Raw genomic sequence first — 23,297 nt, forward strand, 5'->3', positions numbered from 1 at the left:
TATCCATTATTTGGCTTCCATCCAATTAGTCCCGGCGTGAATATCTACCACCAACGGAACTGATAAAAATAGACAATTTTCCATGGTGGATTTAATCTGATATTCGAGTTCCTCCCATTCTGATAAGGGAACTTCAAAGACCAGTTCATCGTGAACTTGTAATAATAGTCTGGCTTGGTAATTTTTGAGAATTTCAGCCAGTTTAATCATCGCTATTTTAATAATATCAGCACTTGAACCCTGAATAGGTGCATTAGCGGCGGCGCGCAACATTTGTTCATCTTGGTAGTTAAGGCGATCGCGATCGCGTCCTTTTAAACCTTCAAAATAGCGCCGCCTCCCTAAAATAGTTTCCACATAACCCTGATTAATAGCCGCCAACTTTTGGGATTCCAAATACTCAAAAACCCCCGGATATTGAGAGTTAAACCTATCAATAAACTGTTTCCCTGCCGTCGCACTGACCCCCACTTCCCGCGCAAATCTTTGAGCCCCCATACCATAAATGACCCCAAAATTAATAATCTTTCCTAAGCGCCTTTCTTCTGGTGTAATTCCATCCCTATCAAACAGTAACTTAGCCGTCAAACTATGCACATCTTGATTAGTATTATAAGCCTCTATTAATACCTTTTCCTGGCTTAAATGTGCTAAAATACGCAACTCAATTTGAGAATAATCCGCCGACACCAACAGCCAGCCAGACTCAGGAATAAATGCTTTTCTAATTTGGCGAGAAAACTCGGTGCGGATAGGTATATTCTGTAAATTTGGGTGAGAAGAAGACAGACGACCCGTGGAGGTAATCGCCTGATTAAAGTCTGTATGAATGCGACCCGTATCACTTCGCACCAACTCGGGTAAAGCATCCACATAGGTAGATTTTAATTTCGATAAAGTCCGATATTCCAGGATAGAGTTAATCACTGGATGGTCATGTTTTAACTTTTCTAAAACTGTCGCATCTGTAGAATATCCGGTTTTAGTCTTCCGGCTTTTTTTCCGGTCTAATTGTAACCTATCAAATAACAACTCACTCAATTGTTTGGGCGACCCTAAGTTAAACACTTCTCCAGCGGCTTGATGAGATGTTTTTTCCAGATTGTCCAAGGTTTCGCCTAACTGCTGTGATAGTTGATTAAGGTAGTCTGTATCAATCCTAATACCCTGAAACTCCATCCCGGCTAAAATCGGTTCTAGGGGTTGTTCTACCTGTCTCAATAAATCATTTAATCGCGGTAAATCTTTGAGAATATCCTGCATTTTTTGGGTGATTTGAAAGGTGGTAAAAACATCTAAGCCGCAGTAATTGGCGACGGTGTTAATATCTAAATCCGCAATAGTTTTGCCTTTGGGGACTAACTGACTATAACTCTGGGCGACTATTCCTAAATCCGGTAAATATCTTAATGATAAATCTGTTAAATTGTGGGATGATTCAGGATTGATTATATAGCTGGCTAACATGGTGTCAAAAACTACCCCTTTTAAGGTGATTCCTTGACTCCGTAAAATCAGGCGATCGAATTTGGCATTCTGCAAGGTTTTCGGATATTCTTCGGACTCTAAAATGGGGCGCAAAGCCTCCAAAACTTGCTCTATATTTAACATTTCACCCTGGGTATGATTTAGGGGAATATAAGCCAGGTCGGATAATTCCGAACCCCAACAACAGCCAATTCCTACTAAGTTCGCATCCCTAGGTTCTAAGGATGTAGTTTCTGTATCCCAGGCGACTGGTTTCTCTGGGTTAATATGGGTTTTTAGGCGATTAACTAATATGGCTAAGGCTTCGGGAGTTTGGATGATTTGAGGATGAATAGAAGGGGCGATCGCTTTAGTTTCTAAGGTAGTATCCTCAGCACTAAAAAACCATACATCCTCATCCTCATTATTGTCATTATTCTCCGAAATCTCCAACTCTGTGGGGGGACTTGATGCCGAAATACTTGAGTTAATCTCCACATCAAATAATCCCTTAAATTGTGATTGAAGCTGATTAATTTTATTAATAAATCCGTGAAACTCTAACTGCTTGAGTAAAGGGATAAGTTCCTGGCTATCAAAACCCTGAAGTTGGCAATCTTCCCAATTAATATCTAGGGGGACATCACAGATAATCCTCGCCATTGTTTGGGAATGATAAGCCAATTCTTGACCCTGTTTAAGTTTATTGGCGATCGCCCCTTTGATTTGATTAACTGATTCATAAATACTATCTAAAGAACCATATTCCGCCAATAATTTAACCGCCGTTTTTTCGCCAATACCTCGGACACCCGGAATACAATCAGACTTATCCCCACACAATGCTTTATAATCAACTACCTGTTCTGGTTTAATACTTAATTTTTCATAAACCTGGGCGGCGGCAAATTCCTGGGGACTGCTACCCTTTCCATGGCTTAAATGTAAAACAGTAATCTGTTTTTGCTCATCAATTAGTTGAAATAAATCTTGATCACCAGATAAAATTTTCACCTGATATCCGGCGGCGCTTCCCCGATTTGCCAAAGTTCCCAAAACATCATCAGCCTCGTAGCCAGCCACCGAAAAAATCGGGATACGGAACCCTTCTAATAATTCTTGGAGGTTATTGATATCCTCAATAAAATCTGCCGGAGTTTCCGCGCGATCCGCCTTATAGTTAGCATCAGCTTCATGGCGAAAAGTGGGTTCAGCCCGGTCAAAAGCGATCGCCACTAATTCCGGTTTATAGGTATCGATAACCTCCAATAAAGATTTAATAAAGCCAAAACAGACACTGGTAGGAATTCCTGTAGAAGTTCGCAGTCCCCCATTACGACTTTTCCCGAAAGCATAGTAAGCACGAAAAGCCAAGGAATGGCCGTCAATGAGGATTAAAACCGGAGAGTTAGAAGACACGGGCAAGCCTTTGTGTAACAATATTTTGGTAGATATTTATAATACCAGGGGCGGGTTAATCAAAAAAAACACGGGTCAATCCGAAATCGCCATTAACCAGACCCCCACATTTGATTATAATTGACAGCGGTAGGCAAAGGTAACTCATGGACTGGCTGGAATTTTCCGATAATTGGGTGTTAATTCCCCCAAAACCAAAAGCGATCGTACATTTTCTGGGTGGGGCGTTTGTAGCATCAGCCCCCCATATAACCTATCGTTGGTTATTAGAACAACTAGCGTTACAGGGATATGCCATCATCGCTACACCATTCATTAATACCCTTGATCATGGAAATATGGCGCGTGAGGTATTATGGACCTTTGAGGATGGCTTAGAAGACCTATTTGCAGCCCAGAAACTGCGACGGCGGGGGTTGCCAATTTATGGCATTGGTCATAGTATGGGGTGCAAGCTGCATCTACTTATCGGGTCCCTGTTTGAAGTCGAAAGGGCGGGAAATATTTTGCTCTCTTTTAATAACTATGCCGCCCGCCAGTCAATTCCTTTGGTAGAACAGTTATCATCGGTGATTGATGTGGAATTTACCCCGACCCCACAGCAGACCAATTCCCTAGTTGGCGATCGCTATCAAGTCCGGCGCAACCTGTTGATTCAATTCAGTAACGATAAGATCGACCAAAGCACCGGACTCTATCAAATTCTCAATGGCAGATTTCCCGGACTGGTGACACTCCAGCAGTTGCGAGGTGATCATCAGACCCCCCTAGCCCAGGATCTCAGTTGGCCACGAGGAGAATCATTTAGCCCCCTAGATGCGATCGGACAATGGCTTAAACACGAAGTCTATAAAGACCTATACCAGCTTAGACGGGAAGTCCTACAATGGCTTAACCCTCTCAGTCCAGTCAAAAATATTTGATGATCGCTAAACAGTTTCTGTGAGGATCAGACCGCCGATAATGAAACTCGTCCGCAATATCTCGCATTAGCATCAACCCCCGTCCTCCCGGTGAACCGTGATGGGTTTTTGATGACATCTCTAGCAGTTTGGTCTCTAAATCAAAGGGTTGACCGCGATCAAAAATGCAGATTTTAATACTATTGTTAGACAGACTGACCTCGATCTCAATGGGAACATCTGCCGCCAGTCCCTTGTGTGCGTGTCGCACAGCATTGGTAAATCCTTCTGCTAATGCCAGTTGACAGCGCAGCCAGACTGACTTAGGAATTGATGGCGGCTGTAATTTGCCAAACCATGCTAAAACATCTGCCAACATATCCAAACTGGTTGCCGTTTCCAGGCAGAATGTAGAAGGCATAGGTTGGGAACCTTCAGATTTAATCACTTTTCGATAGGTGCGATCGTCGAGCCATCTTGTAATTAGACTATACTCTATCTTGAATGTTCTGTATAGGATTAGTTCATTCTCATCTAATATAGCCATCCCCGGTGAGATGCTCTGGGTGATCCTAATGGTTAATGATCACTTGGCTTGACCGTCCCTCTAATTGTTTAAACTCAGCGCCCATGTTTAAAATTTTAGTGATTGATGATGATACCATAATTCGAGAACTGCTCAAAAGAACACTCAAAAAGCAGGGTTATGATGTGGTGGTAGCTAGTAATGGCGAGGAAGGCATAGAAAAGGCTAAAGAATTGCGTCCGGCTTTGATGATTTGTGATTGGATTATGCCTCGGCTGACCGGAATTGAAGTATGCCGACAAGTTAAGGCTATGCCGGAATTATCAACTACTCAGTTTTTTTTACTTACTTCTCTGACCGCTGTTGACGATCGCGTTAAGGGTTTAGATGCCGGGGCTGATGATTTTCTGTCTAAACCTATTGAGATGAATGAGTTATATGCTAGGGTGAGAGCCGGTCTGCGACTTCATCAACTTAGCCAAGATTTACAAACTCAAAAACAGTTATTGGAAACTGAGTTATCCGAAGCCGCCGAATATGTGCGATCGCTACTTCCTGAACCCCTAGAAGAACCTGTGCGTATTGAGGCGAAATTTATCCCCTCTCGTCAATTGGGCGGAGACTGTTTTGATTATTCTTGGCTGGATGCCGACCATTTATCTATCTATTTATTAGATACTTCTGGTCATGGACTTAGGGCGGCATTGCCCTCGGTTTCCGTGTTGAATTTATTGCGATCCCGTGCTATCCCTAATATTAACTATTATCAGCCTAGTGATGTATTGCGATCGCTTAATACTACCTTCCAAATGACCTATCAAAATGATAAATATTTCACCATTTGGTATGGCGTTTATAACCGCATTTCCCGACAATTAACTTACTCTAGCGCTGGGCATCCTCCCGCCATTCTACTATCTGGAAAAAACCCCAATAATCTACAATTTCAACAGTTAAAAACCCCCGGAATGCCTGTAGGTATGTTCCTAGAAGCTGCCTATATTGACGCTTCTTGTCACGTCGAAAAAAACAGCAACCTTTATATTTTTAGTGATGGAGTCTATGAAATTCATCAACCCGGTGGTAATATTTGGGGAATGGATGCCTTTATTAAACTTTTAATGAGAAACAATAACTTTAAAACCGGGAGTTTAAATAGCATCTTAGAATCCGTCCAAACCATCAACTTTGACCATCCCTTTGAAGATGATTTCTCCCTTATAAAAGTTAGTTTACCCTAAAAAATATGTGATTATTTGGCATGAAAAAATATCATATTTTGATGGTTATAAATTTTGATAAAAACCGTTGAGCCTGCATAATATCAACATCAATTACACAGACCCAAATATCTATCCCAAAACCAGTTTTTTATTTCCCAAAACCCCGATTAAAAACTCAGAGGATGATTGGCATAACTAGCCGAGGTAACTTTGTTTTTTCTCAAACTCCTGTCGATTTTCAAAAATTGGTTGAAACACTCGATCCATACTGGTTAGTTCAAACAGAATTCTAATCTGTTCATTAATCGAACAAATTACCAATTTACTATCTGCCGCTCGAACAGTTTTCAGGGCCAGTACCAGAGCCCCCAGACCAGAGCTATCCATAAATGTGACATCCTGAAAATCAATCAAGATGGTTTTAGCTCCCTTTTCAACTAACCTAGAAATATCCTGACGGAATTGGCTAGCTTTAGTAGCGTCTAAAATACCTTGGGGCTGTAGGATTTGAACATCAGAACTCATATTCTTTTGAGATTGAAGCATAAAAATGACTCGCCATATTCCGCTAGTATAGCCTGTGAATGCGCCCTCAAGCCAAATGGCTACCCAAACGACAATTATACAGAGAGGCTTACAGCCCAATTAAGGCTCTCAGAGACAGAATCTCAAATCTCCTATATCAGACACAACAGGTAACCCGGTTGATTTCCCTAGCTTTCCTGAGTCCTCAAATGATCATCGGTTGGGACTTTTACCTCGGCGCGACAGAGAAGACGATCGCCCTTTCGGTAACCAGCAGAGGTTACAGTTACCCTATCCCCCGGCTGTGCAGTTCCCTCGACTAACTGGTGTAGATGCGGATTGTAGGGAACCTCAGAGGCGATCGGTGCAATTATCTCCACTCCCCATTGTTGCACAAGTCGCTCCACTGGTTTCACCAGAGGCAATATATTTTTGGCGGGAATTTGGGGATTTTCCTGAACTTTTTGGGTAACTTTAGGCCACTGTAACAACCAAGATTCTAAAATATCTAAACTAGCTTGTTGAAATTCCCGACCCACAGACTCCCGCAATTGTTCCATCTCAGCCTGTAGCCGTTCATATTCCTGACGAAAAGCCGAATTAAACCCCTCAGAGGCCAAGCTACTGTCATCAGGGGCGAAAATTCTCAACAGTTCCATCAGAGAAATTCCCAGCCCCTCGGCAATTTTCATTAAAACATCCACCCGGGTCTGTAACACCAAACCCTGACATAACCTAAAGAACTGTCTCTCCTCGACCCCTGAATATCGGCTTAACTCTCGTACACTGGAAAACCCCGCCCGCCGCATCAGTCTTTGTAACTGCGGGGTATAGTCAGATGATGATGGCGACCCGTTCATAGCCAGACAACCTTGCTTCTAAATGTAGCCTAGCCCAGATGGTGCTTATCAGTCTAGTGGCTGCGTAATGGTTGATTACTGTCACCCTGTAGGTGTGCTTCCAGGAACCACAGGCGCATATCAGCAGTGCGGGAAATTTCTGTATATAGGTCTGCTGTGTCTGCATCACCCAGATTATCAGTTTTGTCGATCGCCTCTCGCAGGGACTTAGCATATACACCAAAGCGATCGGCTAAAGCCACAATATGATCCGTGCCATTATCAATATCTAGGGGATATTCTGGTAAAATCGATTCAGACGCTGCCCTACGAGCCGTTCCCATAGCATAACCTCCCAGGGCCGTAACTCGTTCAGCAATCATATCCACATATCCCTCTAATTCTCCTGCTAATTCATCAAACAACAGATGTAGAGAGTAGAAGTTCAGCCCCTTAACGTTCCAATGAGCCTGCTTAACCTGGGTTTTCAGGTCCAGAGTCGTTGCTAAACTTTGATTTAGGATCGTGATCACTTGAGATCGGGTGTCTTCGGGTAAATCTATACGGCTTGAGTACAACCTGGTTTTTGTTTGCGTGCTAGTCATAAATTATTAATTACTCCAAATTTTCTGATAGTGCGGTTATCTTTGAGAAATTCCGCCACTAAACTAATTATACCGCTTCTCGGCTTAATTAACTCCCTCTGAGGCTAGATTGTTTGGCTAAACTCTCCCAAAGTTTTGATGGGTGCGTACTTCTACCAGTCTCAGCCCATTGACAATCTCGGTAGTGAAAATGCTACGATAAAAATTTGCTACACTTTTGCTAAAGTATGGCATAATGAATAAGCTCTGAGTTAAACTAAAAATATTTTTAACGAATCCGAGCCAGCAGTCCGGCTCTGTTGCCCTTTGGTAAGAGTCAGGAGCAAAGCTAGGTCAGAGTCCTGGTCTTAACTTAAAGACTAAGGCGCAGACAAGCAGGCAACATGGATACATACTTAGAGATGGCAGTTGAGTAAAATCACTCAGCCAACTAAGAAAAAACTCAATAGGAGTCCCTAGTTATAGCGTCAGCTTAACGGGGTCTGATATTAAGAGTAAGGGCTACTAGGCATGAACCAAGGGTATTGATACCATTGTGTGACAACTGCTGAAAATTGCCCGTAATTAAATAGGGTGAGTAGTCAACCAGGTTATAACCAGAGGCCACCGATTGAGGTAAAATGCACCTAACTAGAGTCCAAATTAACAAATGATGGTCACTAGAATAGAGCATATCCACCCCCCTCGGAAACCCCAAACCGCTGCCCTCTGTTCAATGTAAACACAATTAAGGGGAGAAATTCTAGGAAACGACTCGCATGATCAATCAGACACTAACAAGTAGAGATGTGGGCTTTACCCACGAAGATTTTGCCGCCCTGTTGGATAAGTATGATTATCACTTCAGCCCCGGAGATGTGGTGCCGGGCACAGTTTTCAGTTTAGAACCCCGGGGCGCTCTGATTGATATTGGTGCTAAGACGGCAGCATACATTCCGCTACAGGAAATGTCGATCAACCGGGTGGAGAGCCCGGAAGAAGTATTGCAGTCCAATGAGACCAGGGAATTTTTTATTCTCACGGATGAAAATGAGGATGGACAACTTACATTGTCAATCCGCCGCATAGAATACATGAGGGCTTGGGAGCGAGTTCGCCAACTGCAAGCAGAAGATGCTACGGTTCGTTCTCAGGTTTTTGCCACTAACCGAGGTGGGGCTCTAGTCCGCATTGAGGGATTGCGTGGTTTTATTCCTGGTTCCCATATCAGCACCCGGAAACCTAAAGAAGAATTGGTAGCCGAAGAACTGCCACTGAAATTTTTAGAAGTTGATGAAGACCGCAACCGTTTGGTTCTCAGTCACCGTCGCGCTTTAGTTGAGCGTAAGATGAACCGCCTAGAAGTAGGTGAAGTGGTCATCGGTACGGTGCGAGGAATTAAACCTTACGGTGCATTCATTGATATCGGTGGTGTCAGCGGTTTGCTGCACATCTCAGAAATATCTCATGATCATATTGATACCCCCCACAGTGTCTTCAATGTTAATGACGAAGTTAAAGTCATGATTATTGATCTTGATGCTGATCGGGGTCGGATTTCACTGTCTACTAAGCAGTTAGAACCGGAACCGGGGGCGATGGTGAAAAATCCTGAGATGGTTTATGAGAAAGCTGAGGAAATGGCTGCGAAGTTCCGGGAAAAAATGCAGGCTGAACAGCAAGGCATCCCGGTAGTTGAAACAGCACCAGAGACAGCATCAGAGACAGCATCAGAGACAGCATCAGAGACGGCATCAGAGACAGCGGAAACAGAAGAGTCTACTGCTGAGATTCCATCTGCTACTGATGTGGATACGGAAGCCGAATTGTCTGTTCCGACTGAAGAGCAACCGATTTCAGAATCAGAATCAGAATCAGAATCAGAAGCGATCGCACAACCGGTAGCGGAAACTGAAGCTGTAGAAGATTCGGTAGAAGATTCGGTAGAAGAGATTCCCATAGCAACCGAATCCTAATTGTTGAATGCTGATGGAAAAAAGAGGGATAGCCCTCTTTTTTTTGATATTTGGTAGGGTAGGGGGTGGTTAGAAGCCTATGTTAGCAGAAAAATATGAGGTCTGAACCTTGCCCAGTATTCGAGTTAATAACATTACCTTCGATCGCATAGAGGCTATCATTTTCGATAAAGATGGGACTCTGGAAGACTCCCAGGAATTCTTACGGAAATTGGGACAGGTGCGATCGCGTTTAGTTGATGCCCAAATTCCGGGGATTGGCGAGCCTCTGCTGATGGCTTTTGGTATAGAAAACGATACCCTAGACCCCACAGGCTTAATGGCAACAGGAACACGCCAAGAAAATGAAATTGCCACGGCCGCTTATATCGCAGAAACCGGACGGGGATGGATCGAGTCGAAAAACATTGCTCAGAAAGCCTTTATAGAAGCCGATAACAGCTTTAAAAACCATCCACCATCACCACTATTTGTAGGCAGCCTAGAGGTGCTTAAATCGCTATATGAGGGGGGTATTAAATTAGGGATTCTGTCGGCGGCTACGACGGAACAGGTGCAAGCATTTGTGACCCGCCATAAGTTGGAGCGATATATAGAACTACAGAAGGGGGCTAGTGAAAATTTAGCGAAACCGAACCCGGCGCTATTTGTTCAGAGTTGCCAAGAACTGGGGGTAGAACCAGGTAAAACGTTAATGGTGGGAGACTCTGCTGGGGATATGCAAATGGCGAAAGAAGCCGGAGCGGCAGGTGCGATCGGTATTTGTTGGCAACCATGGAGCCATGATTTACAGATGGCTGATGTGGTAATTTCGACACTTGATGCGATCGCAATTATTACCGGGGGAGTCTCCAATTAGTTTCTATCTCCAGCAGATTCTTGAGAAACAGTCCGTAGGAAACCCATTAAATGGTCAAACTTTCATGATCCGTTGTAGGGAGTTTGGTATATTGGACGGGATTACTACGGGGTAGTGAACGGCTAACAATCAATGATCCAACAGGAGGAAAGCCTTGTCTAATCGTCAATATCTGTTTACCTCTGAGTCAGTGACAGAGGGTCATCCTGATAAAATCTGCGACCAAATTTCTGATACCATTTTGGATGCTCTCCTGGCTCAAGACCCTAAAAGTAGGGTGGCGGCGGAAGTAGTTGTCAACACAGGCTTAGTTCTGATTACTGGGGAGATTACTACTAAAGCCCAAGTTAATTATATCGGACTAGCCCGTCAAAAGATTGCCGAAATTGGCTATATCCACGCGGAAAATGGCTTTTCAGCAGATAGCTGTTCAGTATTAGTTGCCCTTGATGAACAGTCGCCAGATATTGCTCAAGGTGTTGACCAAGCCCAGGAAAATCGGGAAAAACTGAGTGAAGCGGCTTTGGACTCTATCGGTGCTGGTGATCAGGGGTTGATGTTCGGTTTTGCGTGTAATGAGACCCCGGAACTGATGCCTATGCCGATCAGTTTAGCTCACCGGATGGCTAGACAATTGACGGCTGTTCGTAAAAATGGTACTTTGCCTTACTTGCGACCTGATGGCAAAACTCAAGTTACTATTGCTTACGAAAACGATCGCCCGGTCAGAATAGACACGATTTTGATCTCAACCCAACATACAGCAACTATTGGCGATATTACTGACCCCCAAGCGGTCCAAGATCGCATCAAAGAAGATTTGTTAGCTGAGGTGATCACTCCAGCTTGGGAAGGGATTGATATTAAACCTGACGAAAATACTCGCTTGTTAGTTAACCCTACTGGTAAATTCGTGGTTGGTGGACCTCAAGGGGATTCTGGTTTAACGGGTCGTAAGATTATTATTGATACCTATGGCGGTTATTCGAGACATGGGGGCGGCGCTTTTTCTGGGAAAGACCCCACGAAAGTAGACCGCAGCGCTGCTTATGCTTGCCGCTATATTGCTAAAAATATTGTGGCTGCTGGTTTTGCGGATAAGTGCGAGGTTCAGGTAAGTTATGCGATCGGGGTGGCTCGTCCTGTTAGTCTATTTATTGAGACTTTTGGCACGGGTAAGGTGGATGAGCAACAACTGCTGAAAGTGGTGCAAGAAAACTTTGAGTTGCGTCCGGCTGGTATGATTCAAGAGTTTAACCTGCGGGATTTACCAGGCCTGCGGGGAGGTCGTTTCTTCCAAGATGTGGCAGCCTATGGTCACATGGGACGGACGGATCTCGATCTACCTTGGGAAAAAACTGATAAGGTGGAATTACTCAAGCGGGAATTGCTTCAGACTCTTACGGTCTGATACCTGGGTTTTGATAACCTTCTGTAACTACCGCTTCTCGCCTCCGGTGATTATCGGTGGGGCGGGAAGCGGGATAATGGATAATTGCTGGTGGCTCAGGTATTTAATGAATTTCCCGCCAGGGCAGGGACAATATCTGTGTTGTCTGTACTATCCCCTTTGTCTCAAGTTGAAGGATGATTCTATGCAAACTGTTGAAAAACCAGTATCACAACCTGTTGATTCACCGCTAACGATCGCTGGTAGGTCATTTACATCGCGTTTGATGACGGGAACTGGCAAATATCGCAGTTTAGAAGAAATGCAGGAAAGTATTGTTTCTAGTGGCTGTGAGATAGTTACGGTGGCGGTTAGACGGGTGCAAACTCAGGCTCCGGGACATGAGGGGCTGGCGGAGGCGATCGACTGGTCGAAAATTTGGATGTTACCTAATACTGCTGGCTGTCAAACGGCGGAAGATGCGGTGCGGGTGGCGCGTCTGGGTCGGGAAATGGCTAAGTTATTGGGTCAGGAAGACAATAATTTTGTGAAGTTAGAGGTGATTCCTGATTCTAAATATTTACTACCTGACCCCATAGGAACTCTGAAGGCGGCGGAACAATTGGTAAAAGAAGGGTTTGCGGTTTTGCCTTATATTAATGCTGATCCTCTGTTGGCTAAACATTTGGAAGAGGCGGGTTGTGCGACGGTGATGCCTTTGGGATCTCCTATCGGATCTGGTCAGGGGATTAGAAATGCAGCCAATATTCAGATTATTATTGATAATGCTAAGGTGCCGGTGGTGGTAGATGCGGGTATTGGTACGCCCAGTGAGGCGGCTATGGCTATGGAAATGGGGGCTGATGCTTTGCTGATTAATTCGGCGATCGCTTTGGCGAGTAAACCATCTATGATGGCGAATGCTATGGGAATGGCGGCGAAAGCGGGACGTATGGCTTATTTGGCGGGACGTATTCCGGTTAAGGATTATGCGATCGCTTCTTCCCCTCTCACGGGTACAATCACAGGAGCGAACTTTTGAGAATGCTAAAATTTTCTAAAGTTTCTGGGGGTGTCGCCAAATTTTGTTAAGATTGGTGGCAGGAATAAGATCAGGACTATATACGAATGCCTTATACAACCGAAGAGGATGGACTCGTCAATAACTTTGCTGTAGAACCAAAAGTTTATACGGCGGAACCTCCCAATAAAACTCAGAAGCGTAACTACATAGTTTGGGGGGCGCTGGCTGCGGTTTTTGTGGCTGGTGTGTTAGCTATTGCGGTAGCTGCGTCTTAGAATCGGTGGAGAAATTCCTGTAGTGATGATGCTGGCTTGAATGAGATAATATCAGGCCAGTATCAATGTTATTTTTTCTGCATGGAATGACCGCAACTAATACAACCTTCTCTAGTAGTTACGCCACAAATAAGCAGCTTTATACTCAGTTGAAGCAGGCTTTAAGATTAGGTTTGGGACAACAGGTTTTTGTGGCAGTATGTGATCACCTGAGTCTGTTGCATCAAATGGCGAGTAGTTTGGAAACGGAACTAGGTTCTGAGGATCTTCTGAGTACAGATGGAGCAGATACTATAGACCGGGTAGGGGCTGGTGATAGGTCTGGCGAGGAAGAGATCACAACCCGAAAGCAGGTTAGTTCTAAGTTGGTGACGCTGCATTTGGAATTAACTGACCCCAACCCTATTGCTCAAATGTGCCGCTGGAAAAGTGAAAATCCTGGCTCTCCCCTAGCTTTCCAGATTTTAGGGGTTGAAAAGTTAACTAGACAACCTGCTGGTATTCAATGGTCTTTTTTGAACTATTTGCGGGAAGCTGAATCTAAGTTAATCGAATTTGAGTTAAGTGTGCTGCTGTGGGTATCATCGCCTTGGCTGTGCTGTATTCAGCAGTCAGCGCCGGAATTTTGGCGCTTGCATAGGGGTATATTTAAATTTGTGGGGGACCCTAGTCCGGTGTATGATCAGGCTTTATCAGGGCAGCATTCGCCGGGTATACATAAATCAGAATCAGAGAGAGAGAGGGTGAGCTCGTCTGTAGAGCAGCCGAAGGGTCAAAGGGTCGCTCAAACTGAGCCAATAGATGGTTCACCGTCGGGGCTGGTATATTCACAGGAATATCTACAGAGCTGTTTAAAACGGGCTTATATATATCGCGATCGCATATCTAAGGGTAATGGTACTGTGCCACTACTAAATGAGGCTATAGAAGCCTATAACGAGGTGGTAGAGCAATTGGATGAGTGGGAAATGCTGTTAGAGTCAAATAGTGCTTTACCGAAGGGTTTAGATGCGGTTAATATCTACAACGATCTTGGTACTTTCCACTGGATGCTATTTCAGCAGACGCGAAAATCTCTACATCAGGGTGGCCAGGCGTTGGCGAATCTGGAGATGAGTATTATCTGTTATCAAACCGGGTTAATGAAAGTTAAGCCGAACTCCGACGGCTATATTTATGTTAGAGTGCTAAAGAACCTGGGTGCTGCTTATACAGATTTAGGGACAATTCGGGATCCAGTTGAGAATTTGCAACAGTCGATTACTGTTTATGAAGAAGCTATCAACTATCTGAAATTGGTTAAGGACCAGGGCCGTCTATGTGATTCTCAAGGGCTAGATTATCGAGCTATCCAAAATAATTTGGGAACAGCTTATTGGACACGCGCCCAACATATTGAACCAGTGGTTAATTTAAAAGCGGCGATCGCCGCTTATGGGGAGGCTTTGCGGGGCTATTCGGAGAATAAGGAGCCTCAGCACTATGCTATGATTCAGGCTAACCTGGGGACAGCTTACTGGAATCTAGCACAGCATCAGCCTTCAAAAAGGTGGCTGCAAAAGGCGATTTATAGCTACCGAAAAGCATTAAAATATCGCACGTCCAAAGCGGATCCGGTTGCTTGTGCAACTACTGAAAATAACCTGGGGACAGCCTGTTGGCATTTAGCCATGTATCAGGAGGAACCAGAAGAGCGCAGTAAATCATTGAATGAGGCGATCGCAGCTTATGAAAAAACCTTAACCCTAGCCCAACAACTGAGTCCCACGCAGTTGACATTCGATACCTTGGCAACTCACAATAACTTAGGACTTGCTTATTATCGTTTGGCAACAGATCAAGCGCTCTGTCCTCGCTGTGAACAAAGGGTTTCTCACCTAGAGAAAGCACTGCACCATCACCTGATGGCAGGTTCCTATGAGGCGATTCCTGAAGAAGGAAGTGCCACCGCTCTAGAGTCGGAACGTCATCGTTTGGCGTTCAATCATCTAGTCCGAACCCTACGCGCTTTGTACCAGGAATCGGGCCCATTAGGTCAAAACCAAGCCCTATCTAAGATTCCCGGTCATCTGCTCCCGGAAATATGGCGTTACTTATCTTGAAATCCATAAAAAAATCAAGACAGACGCTATCCTGGCAAGGCTAGGCTTGTATTTTTGCCCCATGCTCACGCTCTTCTTGTGGTTATGGCCTCTCAAAAGATTCTTGTGGTTGATGACGACCCGGCAATCCGCAATTTAATTTCTCGGTATCTGACTCAACAAAACTATGAGGTTGAGTCGGCAAAAGATGGTGAGACGGCGCTGCAATTGTTTGACGAATTTAATCCCGATCTGGTGATTCTGGACGTTAACCTGCCTGATACCACTGGTTTTGCCCTGTGCCAGGAAATGCAGAGCCGGACGCGGGTATTTGTTTTGCTTCTCACCAGTTTGACTGGGGAGGCTGATAAGATTAAGGGTTTTGATCTGGGGGCTGATGACTATATTACTAAGCCCTTTGGTTTGGCAGAACTAGGGGCGAGAGTGCGGGCGATTTTGAAGCGACAGCGTTCTGTAGAAGAGACGGAAATGCGGAGCTTGACCTATGGGGATCTGGTGATTGACCCGGTACGCCGCGAGGTCTATATTCGCGATCGCCAAATCTCCCTCAGTGCCCTGGAGTTTGACCTACTTTACTGTTTAGCGAAAAAGCCTGGTAGGGCTTGGCGACGCTCAGAACTGCTACAGGAGGTTTGGGATTATGAATATGAGGGCGAACAGCGGGTAGTTGATGTTCATATTGGTCAAATTCGCAAAAAGATTGAGCCGGACACAGATAAACCTGTGTTGATTAAAACGATTCGCGGGGTGGGGTATATGTTCGATCGCCGTGGTAGTGAAGAACCTAGGCCTTAAACTCACGAATTTTAGGGGGTTAAGGGGTTGACAGGCAGGGGGAAGCCGGGGTAAAATATTGACATATTTTATATAATCGGAATCTTTACACAAATAATAATTTTGGCAATATTACCATTATCTAAAATAATACCAGAAGCGCAACCCAAAAGCAAGCAACCTCCCCCAGAAAAAATTTTTCGCAACAATTCTTAACATTTCGTTACAAAAGTTAACATAAACTGAAGGGAGGGCCAAGACTCCCTAGTGGTGATTAGTTGGCTGTTGGATGAAGGTGGGACTGAATTTGCGATGCCCATTGCTGGCCGCGCCTCACACAGTCACCGACGGAAACCCCATCAATATAGTTGCTACACAGATAAAGTCCGGGAAGCGATCGCAATCCAGCATTGATGGAATTTAGGCGATCTTGATGACCGAGAGTATATTGTGGGATAGCGCGCCGCCAGAGATGGACAGCCAAGACTTTGGGGGGGACATCTTCAGCCAGCAGAATTTGGCGTAGGTCTTGATGAACGGCGGCGACAATTTGATCATCATCCATTTCGCCAATTTCAGGGTCTGTAGCACCCCCAATATAATTGCTGAGGACTTGCCAAGATTCTGGGGCGCGACCGGGGAATAAACTGGAGGTCCAAATAGTGCCGAGGGTACGGATTCCTTGATGGCGGGGAATTAAATTACCAAAGCCTTTGAGTTGTTGTTTTAAGGCTGATTTAGGATAGGCGAGTACGACACAAGCGACGGGGGGATAAGGAATTTGGCTTAATGCGGAAGCGATTTGAGAGTGTAGGGGTTGCAAGAGGCGAGCGCTAACATGGGCGGGGGTCATTAAAGCGAGGGTTCGGGTTTCTACTTGCTGGGGGCCGTCTGGGGTGGAAAATTCAGCAATATAGGTTTGATGAGGGGTGGGATAAAAACGGTCGAGGGTCCAATTTAACTTAACTCGATCGCCTAATTTACTGGCCAAGGTTTCGGGCAGAGTTTCCAGGCCATAACGAAAGGACCCTAATTCACCGGGGCGAGTTTTGGGAATATTGGGGTCGGGGGTGGTGTCTTTGGTGGTTTTTTTATTAAGGCGCGATCGCACAAATCCAGGTAGTAGCGCACCCCCTGCGTCTTCGGCGGCTACTAATCGACTAAAAGCGGAACGGACTGCTAATTGTTGAGGGTCGCCAGCATAAACCCCAGAAACGAAGGGCTGGACGAGACGTTCTAGGACTTCTGAACCGAGATGTCGATGGAAAAACTGGGTAATAGTTTCTTCTCCTCGCTGTTGAGAGAGGTGAGCGCCTACTGGGGGTGGCACAAATCCTATGGCTCCCAAGGCGGCGCGGAGTTTACCTCTGGGGCTGATTAGTTGGGAGGAGAGTAGGGCGGGGGGGGTCATGGGTACTGGATGTAACTTATGGTTCCAGTAGACATAACGGGGTAGTTTGCGATCGGCAAAAATCAATTCTTGTTTAAGCCCCAAATCTACGGCTAGTCCGAGTAATTCAGGGGTGGGGGCAAAACTGTTAGGGCCTTCTTCCCATAAAAAATCAGATGCGCGTCCGGTCGTAATATTTCCCCCGACTCGGTTCTGGCTTTCTGTGACCAAAACTTTTAGGGGTGAGCGGGGGTTTTTTTCACGGTTCAGGCTATGGGCTAAACTTAGCCCGCTAATACCAGCACCAACTATAAGGCTATCAACTAGGTTTGTCATTGTGGAAATTACAAAGCAGATAGTGGTGATTGTACTGTTGATTGCCCTCTAGTGCAAGATTTAACGTTATTAAACCTGTTGATAACTTAACATCTGTGATCATAGTATGGCATGACGAAGAATTGTGACGGTAGTTGGGGAAAAACTAATTGTTAAAGAATTTCAATAATTAGGGGGTTATTATCTTTCTTCTGCTTTGAAAAGAGTTGGGAAGGTGCGTCACATCAGAACAGTTATCGTGGCTATGGAAATTAGGAGGATGTGACGCACCCTACTGGGGCTATTCTCAGGGCTGGCTTATGTATTGGACTGAAACAGAGTTTCTAGGTACACTCTGGCGGCTACTCTACAGCTATCGAGGGCTTCTGGTGTGTTGTTGCCATTTTGTAACAAAAACAGGGACAGGGCGGCGGAAAACACGCGATCGTGGTCCCAGTCGGGGTGAGTGTCCAGGTAGCCCTGAAGGGACTCGTGGAGTGTTTCGGGAATTTCGGTCAGAATACTAACACTTGTGTTCATATAAACCTCACAGAAGTTGGGATGGAGCCATTTTTTATGTGGCTAGGCTAAGGGACTGAGCAATTTGATGCTTGAAGGGAAAATAGTATCTTATTTATTGTGTGCTATGGGGGGGGAGGGTTGTCAATGTTGCTAAATGTTACAACCTCGGTCTGGGTGATGGGGACTTGACGACAGAATGAGGGTTTGCAGCCATTTTTTTTTACATAACTTTACAATAATCTGGGTAGTTAAGGCTGTCGATACTAGGCTTGCCAAAATCCCCAATTAAACGGCAGACTATCATTATAGGAGTGGTTGGCTGTGGAAAAATCTGATAAATCTGTGGAAAAACTCGGCTTACCCTGTGGAAAGTTTGTGGAATCTCTGGGGAAAATTTGGTGAAAAGATAAGAATGTTGAAGGGACAAAATTGGGGCGATCTGTGGACAATGGATAATGAAAGTCAAAATATTGCCAAGAGGGATTCTCAAAGACTAAAAGGCTGACAGGGAAAACCAGGGGTGATTAGATTAACTTTGGGAAGGCTAGTGAAATAAACTTGAGGGATATCTGCTTCTGGGTAGTCCCCAAAATTCTGAAAGTATGCTTGGCGACAATACTGATTAATTTAGAACGCATAAATACATTTTAATCCAGTTGGTTATAGCCCGATTATAAATCCTCCAATACCAGGGAAGATATCGGCATAAGTCAAACCTTTGACAACTCCCCAGCCTAAAGCGATAAGTTGAAAACATTTGACTTACCAAAATTTCCCAAGTTCAAGGCGATCGCTGGTAAAAATCAAAAAATATGATACCATGGAGGATAAACATTTGTATTATCAAAACTTTAGGCTTTGATTCAAGCAGAAACCCTAGAATTACTGGAATGGCATCGGCTGTGTAAACATCTGGCAACCTTTACGGCAACTAAATTGGGTGCTTTCGCAGCCCGTCAGTTGGCTATTCCAGAGACGAAAGAAGAAACCGATCGCCTTTTAGCACAAACTAAAGAGGCTTATCAACTGCAACTCAAGCTGGTTCAGGGTTTGTCTCTTGATGGTATTCAGGATATTGGGGCTTCTCTGGAAAGGGCCGATCGCCAAGGTATTTTATTTGGTGAGGAGTTATTAGCGATCGCCACTACCTTAGCGGGGGCTAGACAACTGCGCCGGGTAATTGATGACCAGGAAGATGTACCGGTATTAACTAGCTTAGTGGAAGAACTACGCACCTATCCGGAATTAGAGCAGGAAATTCATCGGTGTATTGATGAACGGGGAGAGGTAACCGATCGCGCCAGTGTGAAAATGGGGGAAATTCGCGCCCGGCTGCAATCAACCCGCGATCGCATTTATCAAATTCTACAAGGCATCCTGCAACGGAAAGCGCAAGCGGTTCAACAACAAATCGTCACCCAGCGAGAGGGTAGGTTTGTGATTCCGGTGAAAGCTCCCCAAAAAGATGCCATTCCGGGTATCGTCCATGATGCTTCGACTACGGGGGCGACAGTCTATGTGGAACCGCACCCTATTGTAGCACTAAACAACGAACTGCGACAAATTCAGCGGGCGGAACAAACGGAAGCGGAAGCGATCCGCCGGAGTCTGACTGAACAGGTGGCGGCGGTAGTCCCGGATCTCGAAAAACTTTTAGCGATCGTGACAACTATCGATCTAGCCCTGGCTAAAGCCCGTTATAGCTACTGGCTAAAAGCGAACCCGCCCAGGTTTATTGACCCTGGGGATACCTCAGAAACAATCAACCTGCGACAACTGCGCCATCCTCTCCTAATATGGCAACAAGAGTATGAACAGGGACCGGAGGTGGTTCCGATTGATATCACGATTAACCCTCAGATCCGGGTGGTAGCTATTACCGGACCGAATACGGGGGGTAAAACTGTGACGCTAAAAACTATTGGTTTGGCGGCGATCATGGCTAAGGTGGGGCTATTTATTCCGGCGCGGGAACCTGTGGAAATGCCTTGGTTTGGACAGGTGTTAGCAGACATTGGGGATGAACAGTCTATTGAGCAGAGTTTGTCTACGTTCTCTGGTCATATTCGCCGGATTACTCGAATTCTACAGGCTATTGGGGAACCGATGAGGGTAACGGAGGCGGGGGAGTACGATCGCATCTGTCAATCTCTCGTATTGTTAGATGAAATAGGGGCGGGGACTGACCCGACGGAGGGGACGGCTTTGGCGATCGCCCTATTGCAAACCTTCGCGGACCGCACCCGTCTTACGGTGGCGACTACCCACTTTGGCGACCTGAAAGCGTTAAAATACAAAGATACTCGGTTTGAAAATGCTTCGGTGGAGTTTAATGATGCCTCCCTACAACCTACCTATCGCCTATTGTGGGGGATTCCTGGGCGTTCTAATGCTCTGAAAATTGCGGAACGGTTGGGGCTAGATCATGACATAGTAAAACTGGCGGGGTCCTATGTTGGCGGCGGTGATGAGGATGTTAACCAGGTGATCGCGGGGTTGGAAGCACAGCGACGACAGCAGGAAACTAAGGCGATCGCTGCTAGTCAACTACTGAAAGAGACTGAACGCCTACACGGAGAATTGGCGGAAAGGGCTATATCTCTCCAGGAAAGGGAAAGACAGCTTAAACAAGCCCAGGAAAAGGAGATTAAGGAGACTTTACTACAGGCTAAGGGGGAAATAGCTAAGGTGATCCGTCGCCTTCAGCAGGGGAAACCTACGGCGGCTGACGCACAAAAGGCTACGGCTACGTTAGATGCGATCGCGGAGAATTATCTACCATCTCGGCAGGCTACACCAGCACCATTACCTAATTTTATGCCGAAAGTAGGCGATCGGATTCGTATTCCCCGCATTGGTCAAACAGCAGAGATACTCAGCGGACCTGATGACAATAATCAACTAACAGTCCGATTTGGGATTATGAAAATGACTGTAGGATTAGGGGAAATTGAGTCCTTAGATGGTCAAAAGGTAGAACTTCCCAAAACTTCAGCAACTCCCAAGGCTGACAAGACTCATTCACCAGTTACCAATAAACCGGAACCCTCAAAACTGCCTAATGTTCGCACGGATAAAAATACCCTCGATTTGAGAGGGAAAAGGGTATCCGAGGCGGAAACAGAAATCGATCGCACTTTGGGGCAAATTCTCGACTTTGGCGCGCTGTGGATTATTCACGGTAAGGGAACCGGACAACTGCGGCGAGGGGTTCACGAGTTACTCAAAGAACATCCCCAAGTTGAACGGTTTGAACTGGCATCAAATCCAGATGGTGGGGCGGGAGTTACTATTGCTTATTTGAAGTAAAAAAACCGAGTTTATCATCAACCCGCCCCACCGCCGATAATTAATAATTGTAGGGGCGGGTTCTGCTGTCAATTACAAATTCCCCACGAGGATATGAATAAACCCGCCCCACCGCCGATAATTAATAATTGTAGGGGCGGGTTCTGCTGTCAATTACAAATTCCCCACGAGGATATGAATAAACCCGCCCCACCGCCGATAATTAATAATTGTAGGGGCGGGTTCTGCTGTCAATTACAAATTCCCCACGAGGATATGAATAAACCCGCCCCACCGCCGATAATTAATAATTGTAGGGGCGGGTTCTGCTGTCAATTACAAATTCCCCACGAGGATATGAATAAACCCGCCCCACCGCCGATAATTAATAATTGTAGGGGCGGGTTCTGCTGTCAATTACAAATTCCCCACGAGGATATGAATAAACCCGCCCCACCGCCGATAATTAATAATTGTAGGGGCGGGTTCTGCTGTCAATTACAAATTCCCCACGAGGATATGAATAAACCCGCCCCCCCGCCGATAATTAATAATTGTAGGGGCGGGTTCTGCTGTCAATTACAAATTCCCCACGAGGATATGAATAAACCCGCCCCACCGCCGATAATTAATAATTGTAGGGGCGGGTTCTGCTGTCAATTACAAATTCCCCACGAGGATATGAATAAACCCGCCCCACCGCCGATAATTAATAATTGTAGGGGCGGGTTCTGTTGTCAATTACAAATTCCCGACGAGGATATGAATAAACCCGCCCCACCGCCGATAATTAATAATTGTAGGGGCGGGTTCTGCTGTCAATTACAAATTCCCCACGAGGATATGAATAAACCCGCCCCACCGCCGATAATTAATAATTGTAGGGGCGGGTTCTGCTGTCAATTACAAATTCCCCACGAGGATATGAATAAACCCGCCCCACCGCCGATAATTAATAATTGTAGGGGCGGGTTCTGCTGTCAATTACAAATTCCCCACGAGGATATGAATAAACCCGCCCCACCGCCGATAATTAATAATTGTAGGGGCGGGTTCTGCTGTCAATTACAAATTCCCCACGAGGATATGAATAAACCCGCCCCACCGCCGATAATTAATAATTGTAGGGGCGGGTTCTGCTGTCAATTACAAATTCCCCACGAGGATATGAATAAACCCGCCCCACCGTTTCTGCTGAGAAACTGGGTTTCTTGACCACGATATGGAGGTGGTGCGTCAGTTGAACAAAATCTGCCGTTTACCCGATAGGTTATCCCTCTGACGCACCCTACGATATGTGTGATAATTAATAATTGTAGTCATCTGATTAACTCTATGTCCGATCGCATTCCTTCCCATTGGCATTCACCGAAAACGCCGGAGTTAACAGCCACACAACTCGACCGTATGGCTGTGGAATTGCATCTAGTTATATTAGCTTTAGAGTCTTTGGCTGAAGTGACACCAGAGACTTTAAAAAAGGCGGCACAAACTCTGAGTTTAGATGTGGAATATATCCAAAAATGGCAATCGCAAAAATTGACGGTCGAAGGGGGGCGATCGCTGGTTTTAATCATCTGTTATCTAGCTAGACAAAATCAAGCCTTGCTGCGCCGCGCCATTGCTTTGATTGAACAATTAGAAGCACAAAATCAGGATATCCGAGAGATTTCTTTGATGCGGGACTACCTGGATAAATTCATCCAAGGCTATGATCAGCAGTTTCCGGTTAACCGACCCATTCCGGAAGAAGATATCATCCCCTTCGCGCAAAAACTGCTAATTGATTTACTATTTTATAGCAGTCCTGATGGTTTCGGGAGGTTTTGGTCAACCCTGCTAATGCGATCGCAAACCAGACAACGCGGTTATAATATTAATAAAAACCAGCCCTAAA

The 23,297-nt window shown here is 45.3% G+C and carries 20 protein-coding genes; 12 read left to right on the forward strand and 8 right to left on the reverse strand.

Annotated elements, in window-relative coordinates:
• Positions 1-6: 6 nt before the first annotated feature.
• A complete protein-coding gene (gene polA / locus N39L_RS32735; protein WP_014277523.1) occupies positions 7-2,886 on the reverse strand; it encodes a DNA polymerase I in 2,880 nt (959 codons plus the stop codon).
• Between the two features lie 146 nt (positions 2,887-3,032).
• Between polA and N39L_RS32740 the strand changes: the two genes are divergently transcribed.
• Complete coding sequence (locus N39L_RS32740) at positions 3,033-3,809, forward strand: DUF1350 family protein (RefSeq protein ID WP_006616796.1); 777 nt, start codon at positions 3,033-3,035, stop codon at positions 3,807-3,809.
• Here N39L_RS32740 and N39L_RS32745 read toward each other — a convergent pair.
• Positions 3,796-4,335: an ATP-binding protein gene (locus tag N39L_RS32745; protein ID WP_006616797.1), complete on the reverse strand. Its 540-nt coding sequence runs from the start codon at positions 4,333-4,335 to the stop codon at positions 3,796-3,798. The genes N39L_RS32740 and N39L_RS32745 overlap by 14 nt on opposite strands.
• Before the next feature lie 83 nt (positions 4,336-4,418).
• Between N39L_RS32745 and N39L_RS32750 the strand changes: the two genes are divergently transcribed.
• Positions 4,419-5,555, forward strand: a complete 1,137-nt coding sequence (locus N39L_RS32750) for a PP2C family protein-serine/threonine phosphatase (protein WP_006616798.1) — start codon at positions 4,419-4,421, stop codon at positions 5,553-5,555.
• A 177-nt stretch (positions 5,556-5,732) separates the two neighbouring features.
• On the opposite strand, the gene N39L_RS32755 is transcribed toward N39L_RS32750, so the two are convergent.
• From N39L_RS32755 to dps, 3 genes are all read right to left on the reverse strand, one after another.
• Entirely contained in the window at positions 5,733-6,083 is a 351-nt protein-coding gene (locus N39L_RS32755) for an STAS domain-containing protein (RefSeq protein WP_006616799.1), read from the reverse strand.
• A 167-nt stretch (positions 6,084-6,250) separates the two neighbouring features.
• Positions 6,251-6,922 carry a helix-turn-helix domain-containing protein gene (locus N39L_RS32760; RefSeq protein ID WP_014277526.1) on the reverse strand — a complete coding sequence of 224 codons (672 nt, stop codon included), beginning with the start codon at positions 6,920-6,922 and terminating at the stop codon, positions 6,251-6,253.
• 53 nt (positions 6,923-6,975) lie between these two features.
• Positions 6,976-7,506 carry a DNA starvation/stationary phase protection protein Dps gene (dps, locus tag N39L_RS32765; RefSeq protein WP_006616801.1) on the reverse strand — a complete coding sequence of 177 codons (531 nt, stop codon included), beginning with the start codon at positions 7,504-7,506 and terminating at the stop codon, positions 6,976-6,978.
• A gap of 758 nt (positions 7,507-8,264) precedes the next feature.
• On the opposite strand from dps, the gene N39L_RS32770 reads away from it, so the two are divergent.
• From N39L_RS32770 to N39L_RS32800, 7 genes are all read left to right on the forward strand, one after another.
• Complete coding sequence (locus N39L_RS32770) at positions 8,265-9,461, forward strand: 30S ribosomal protein S1 (RefSeq protein ID WP_014277527.1); 1,197 nt, start codon at positions 8,265-8,267, stop codon at positions 9,459-9,461.
• A 109-nt stretch (positions 9,462-9,570) separates the two neighbouring features.
• Positions 9,571-10,320, forward strand: coding sequence for an HAD family hydrolase (locus N39L_RS32775; protein ID WP_014277528.1), 750 nt, complete (start codon positions 9,571-9,573; stop codon positions 10,318-10,320).
• 154 nt (positions 10,321-10,474) lie between these two features.
• Positions 10,475-11,731, forward strand: a complete 1,257-nt coding sequence (gene metK, locus N39L_RS32780; protein ID WP_006617824.1) for a methionine adenosyltransferase — start codon at positions 10,475-10,477, stop codon at positions 11,729-11,731.
• 184 nt (positions 11,732-11,915) lie between these two features.
• The gene (locus N39L_RS32785) at positions 11,916-12,752 is read left to right on the forward strand and encodes a thiazole synthase (RefSeq protein WP_006617825.1); all 837 of its coding nucleotides are present in this window, start codon (positions 11,916-11,918) and stop codon (positions 12,750-12,752) included.
• A gap of 86 nt (positions 12,753-12,838) precedes the next feature.
• Positions 12,839-13,009, forward strand: coding sequence for a photosystem II assembly protein Psb34 (gene psb34, locus N39L_RS32790; RefSeq protein ID WP_006617826.1), 171 nt, complete (start codon positions 12,839-12,841; stop codon positions 13,007-13,009).
• 65 nt (positions 13,010-13,074) lie between these two features.
• Positions 13,075-15,111, forward strand: a complete 2,037-nt coding sequence (locus N39L_RS32795) for a tetratricopeptide repeat protein (protein ID WP_014277529.1) — start codon at positions 13,075-13,077, stop codon at positions 15,109-15,111.
• An 84-nt stretch (positions 15,112-15,195) separates the two neighbouring features.
• On the forward strand, positions 15,196-15,906 hold the full coding sequence (locus tag N39L_RS32800; RefSeq protein ID WP_014277530.1) for a response regulator transcription factor: 711 nt from the start codon (positions 15,196-15,198) through the stop codon (positions 15,904-15,906).
• A gap of 253 nt (positions 15,907-16,159) precedes the next feature.
• Here N39L_RS32800 and hemG read toward each other — a convergent pair whose 3' ends face one another.
• From hemG to N39L_RS32815, 3 genes are all read right to left on the reverse strand, one after another.
• Positions 16,160-17,611 (reverse strand): protoporphyrinogen oxidase, encoded by a 1,452-nt coding sequence (hemG, locus tag N39L_RS32805; RefSeq protein WP_014277531.1) that lies wholly within the window; start codon positions 17,609-17,611, stop codon positions 16,160-16,162.
• A gap of 297 nt (positions 17,612-17,908) precedes the next feature.
• Complete coding sequence (locus tag N39L_RS32810) at positions 17,909-18,130, reverse strand: DUF2811 domain-containing protein (RefSeq protein WP_006617830.1); 222 nt, start codon at positions 18,128-18,130, stop codon at positions 17,909-17,911.
• 468 nt (positions 18,131-18,598) lie between these two features.
• Positions 18,599-18,739, reverse strand: a complete 141-nt coding sequence (locus N39L_RS32815; RefSeq protein WP_148261914.1) for a DNA cytosine methyltransferase — start codon at positions 18,737-18,739, stop codon at positions 18,599-18,601.
• 231 nt (positions 18,740-18,970) lie between these two features.
• Here N39L_RS32815 and N39L_RS32820 point away from each other — a divergent pair, with 231 nt between their 5' ends.
• The 3 genes from N39L_RS32820 (at position 18,971) to N39L_RS32830 (ending at position 23,296) form a co-directional block, all read left to right on the forward strand.
• Positions 18,971-21,421, forward strand: a complete 2,451-nt coding sequence (locus tag N39L_RS32820; RefSeq protein ID WP_006617831.1) for an endonuclease MutS2 — start codon at positions 18,971-18,973, stop codon at positions 21,419-21,421.
• A 93-nt stretch (positions 21,422-21,514) separates the two neighbouring features.
• Positions 21,515-22,615 carry a hypothetical protein gene (locus tag N39L_RS32825; RefSeq protein WP_014277532.1) on the forward strand — a complete coding sequence of 367 codons (1,101 nt, stop codon included), beginning with the start codon at positions 21,515-21,517 and terminating at the stop codon, positions 22,613-22,615.
• A 120-nt stretch (positions 22,616-22,735) separates the two neighbouring features.
• Positions 22,736-23,296 carry a DUF3038 domain-containing protein gene (locus tag N39L_RS32830; protein WP_006616129.1) on the forward strand — a complete coding sequence of 187 codons (561 nt, stop codon included), beginning with the start codon at positions 22,736-22,738 and terminating at the stop codon, positions 23,294-23,296.
• Position 23,297 lies beyond the last annotated feature (1 nt).

It is taken from the genome of Limnospira platensis NIES-39 (assembly GCF_026000695.1).
Lineage (GTDB): Bacteria > Cyanobacteriota > Cyanobacteriia > Cyanobacteriales > Microcoleaceae > Limnospira > Limnospira platensis.

Coding starts and splice junctions, on each gene's coding strand:
- N39L_RS32810 (WP_006617830.1), bottom strand. CDS start 18,130: ATGAACACAAGTGTTAGTATTCTGACCGAAATTCCCGAAACACTCCAC.
- N39L_RS32770 (WP_014277527.1), top strand. CDS start 8,265: ATGATCAATCAGACACTAACAAGTAGAGATGTGGGCTTTACCCACGAA.
- N39L_RS32800 (WP_014277530.1), top strand. CDS start 15,196: ATGGCCTCTCAAAAGATTCTTGTGGTTGATGACGACCCGGCAATCCGC.
- N39L_RS32830 (WP_006616129.1), top strand. CDS start 22,736: ATGTCCGATCGCATTCCTTCCCATTGGCATTCACCGAAAACGCCGGAG.
- N39L_RS32750 (WP_006616798.1), top strand. CDS start 4,419: ATGTTTAAAATTTTAGTGATTGATGATGATACCATAATTCGAGAACTG.
- dps (WP_006616801.1), bottom strand. CDS start 7,506: ATGACTAGCACGCAAACAAAAACCAGGTTGTACTCAAGCCGTATAGAT.
- N39L_RS32795 (WP_014277529.1), top strand. CDS start 13,075: ATGTTATTTTTTCTGCATGGAATGACCGCAACTAATACAACCTTCTCT.
- N39L_RS32825 (WP_014277532.1), top strand. CDS start 21,515: ATGAATAAACCCGCCCCACCGCCGATAATTAATAATTGTAGGGGCGGG.
- N39L_RS32760 (WP_014277526.1), bottom strand. CDS start 6,922: ATGAACGGGTCGCCATCATCATCTGACTATACCCCGCAGTTACAAAGA.
- hemG (WP_014277531.1), bottom strand. CDS start 17,611: ATGACAAACCTAGTTGATAGCCTTATAGTTGGTGCTGGTATTAGCGGG.
- N39L_RS32755 (WP_006616799.1), bottom strand. CDS start 6,083: ATGCTTCAATCTCAAAAGAATATGAGTTCTGATGTTCAAATCCTACAG.
- psb34 (WP_006617826.1), top strand. CDS start 12,839: ATGCCTTATACAACCGAAGAGGATGGACTCGTCAATAACTTTGCTGTA.
- N39L_RS32785 (WP_006617825.1), top strand. CDS start 11,916: ATGCAAACTGTTGAAAAACCAGTATCACAACCTGTTGATTCACCGCTA.
- N39L_RS32745 (WP_006616797.1), bottom strand. CDS start 4,335: ATGGCTATATTAGATGAGAATGAACTAATCCTATACAGAACATTCAAG.
- N39L_RS32740 (WP_006616796.1), top strand. CDS start 3,033: ATGGACTGGCTGGAATTTTCCGATAATTGGGTGTTAATTCCCCCAAAA.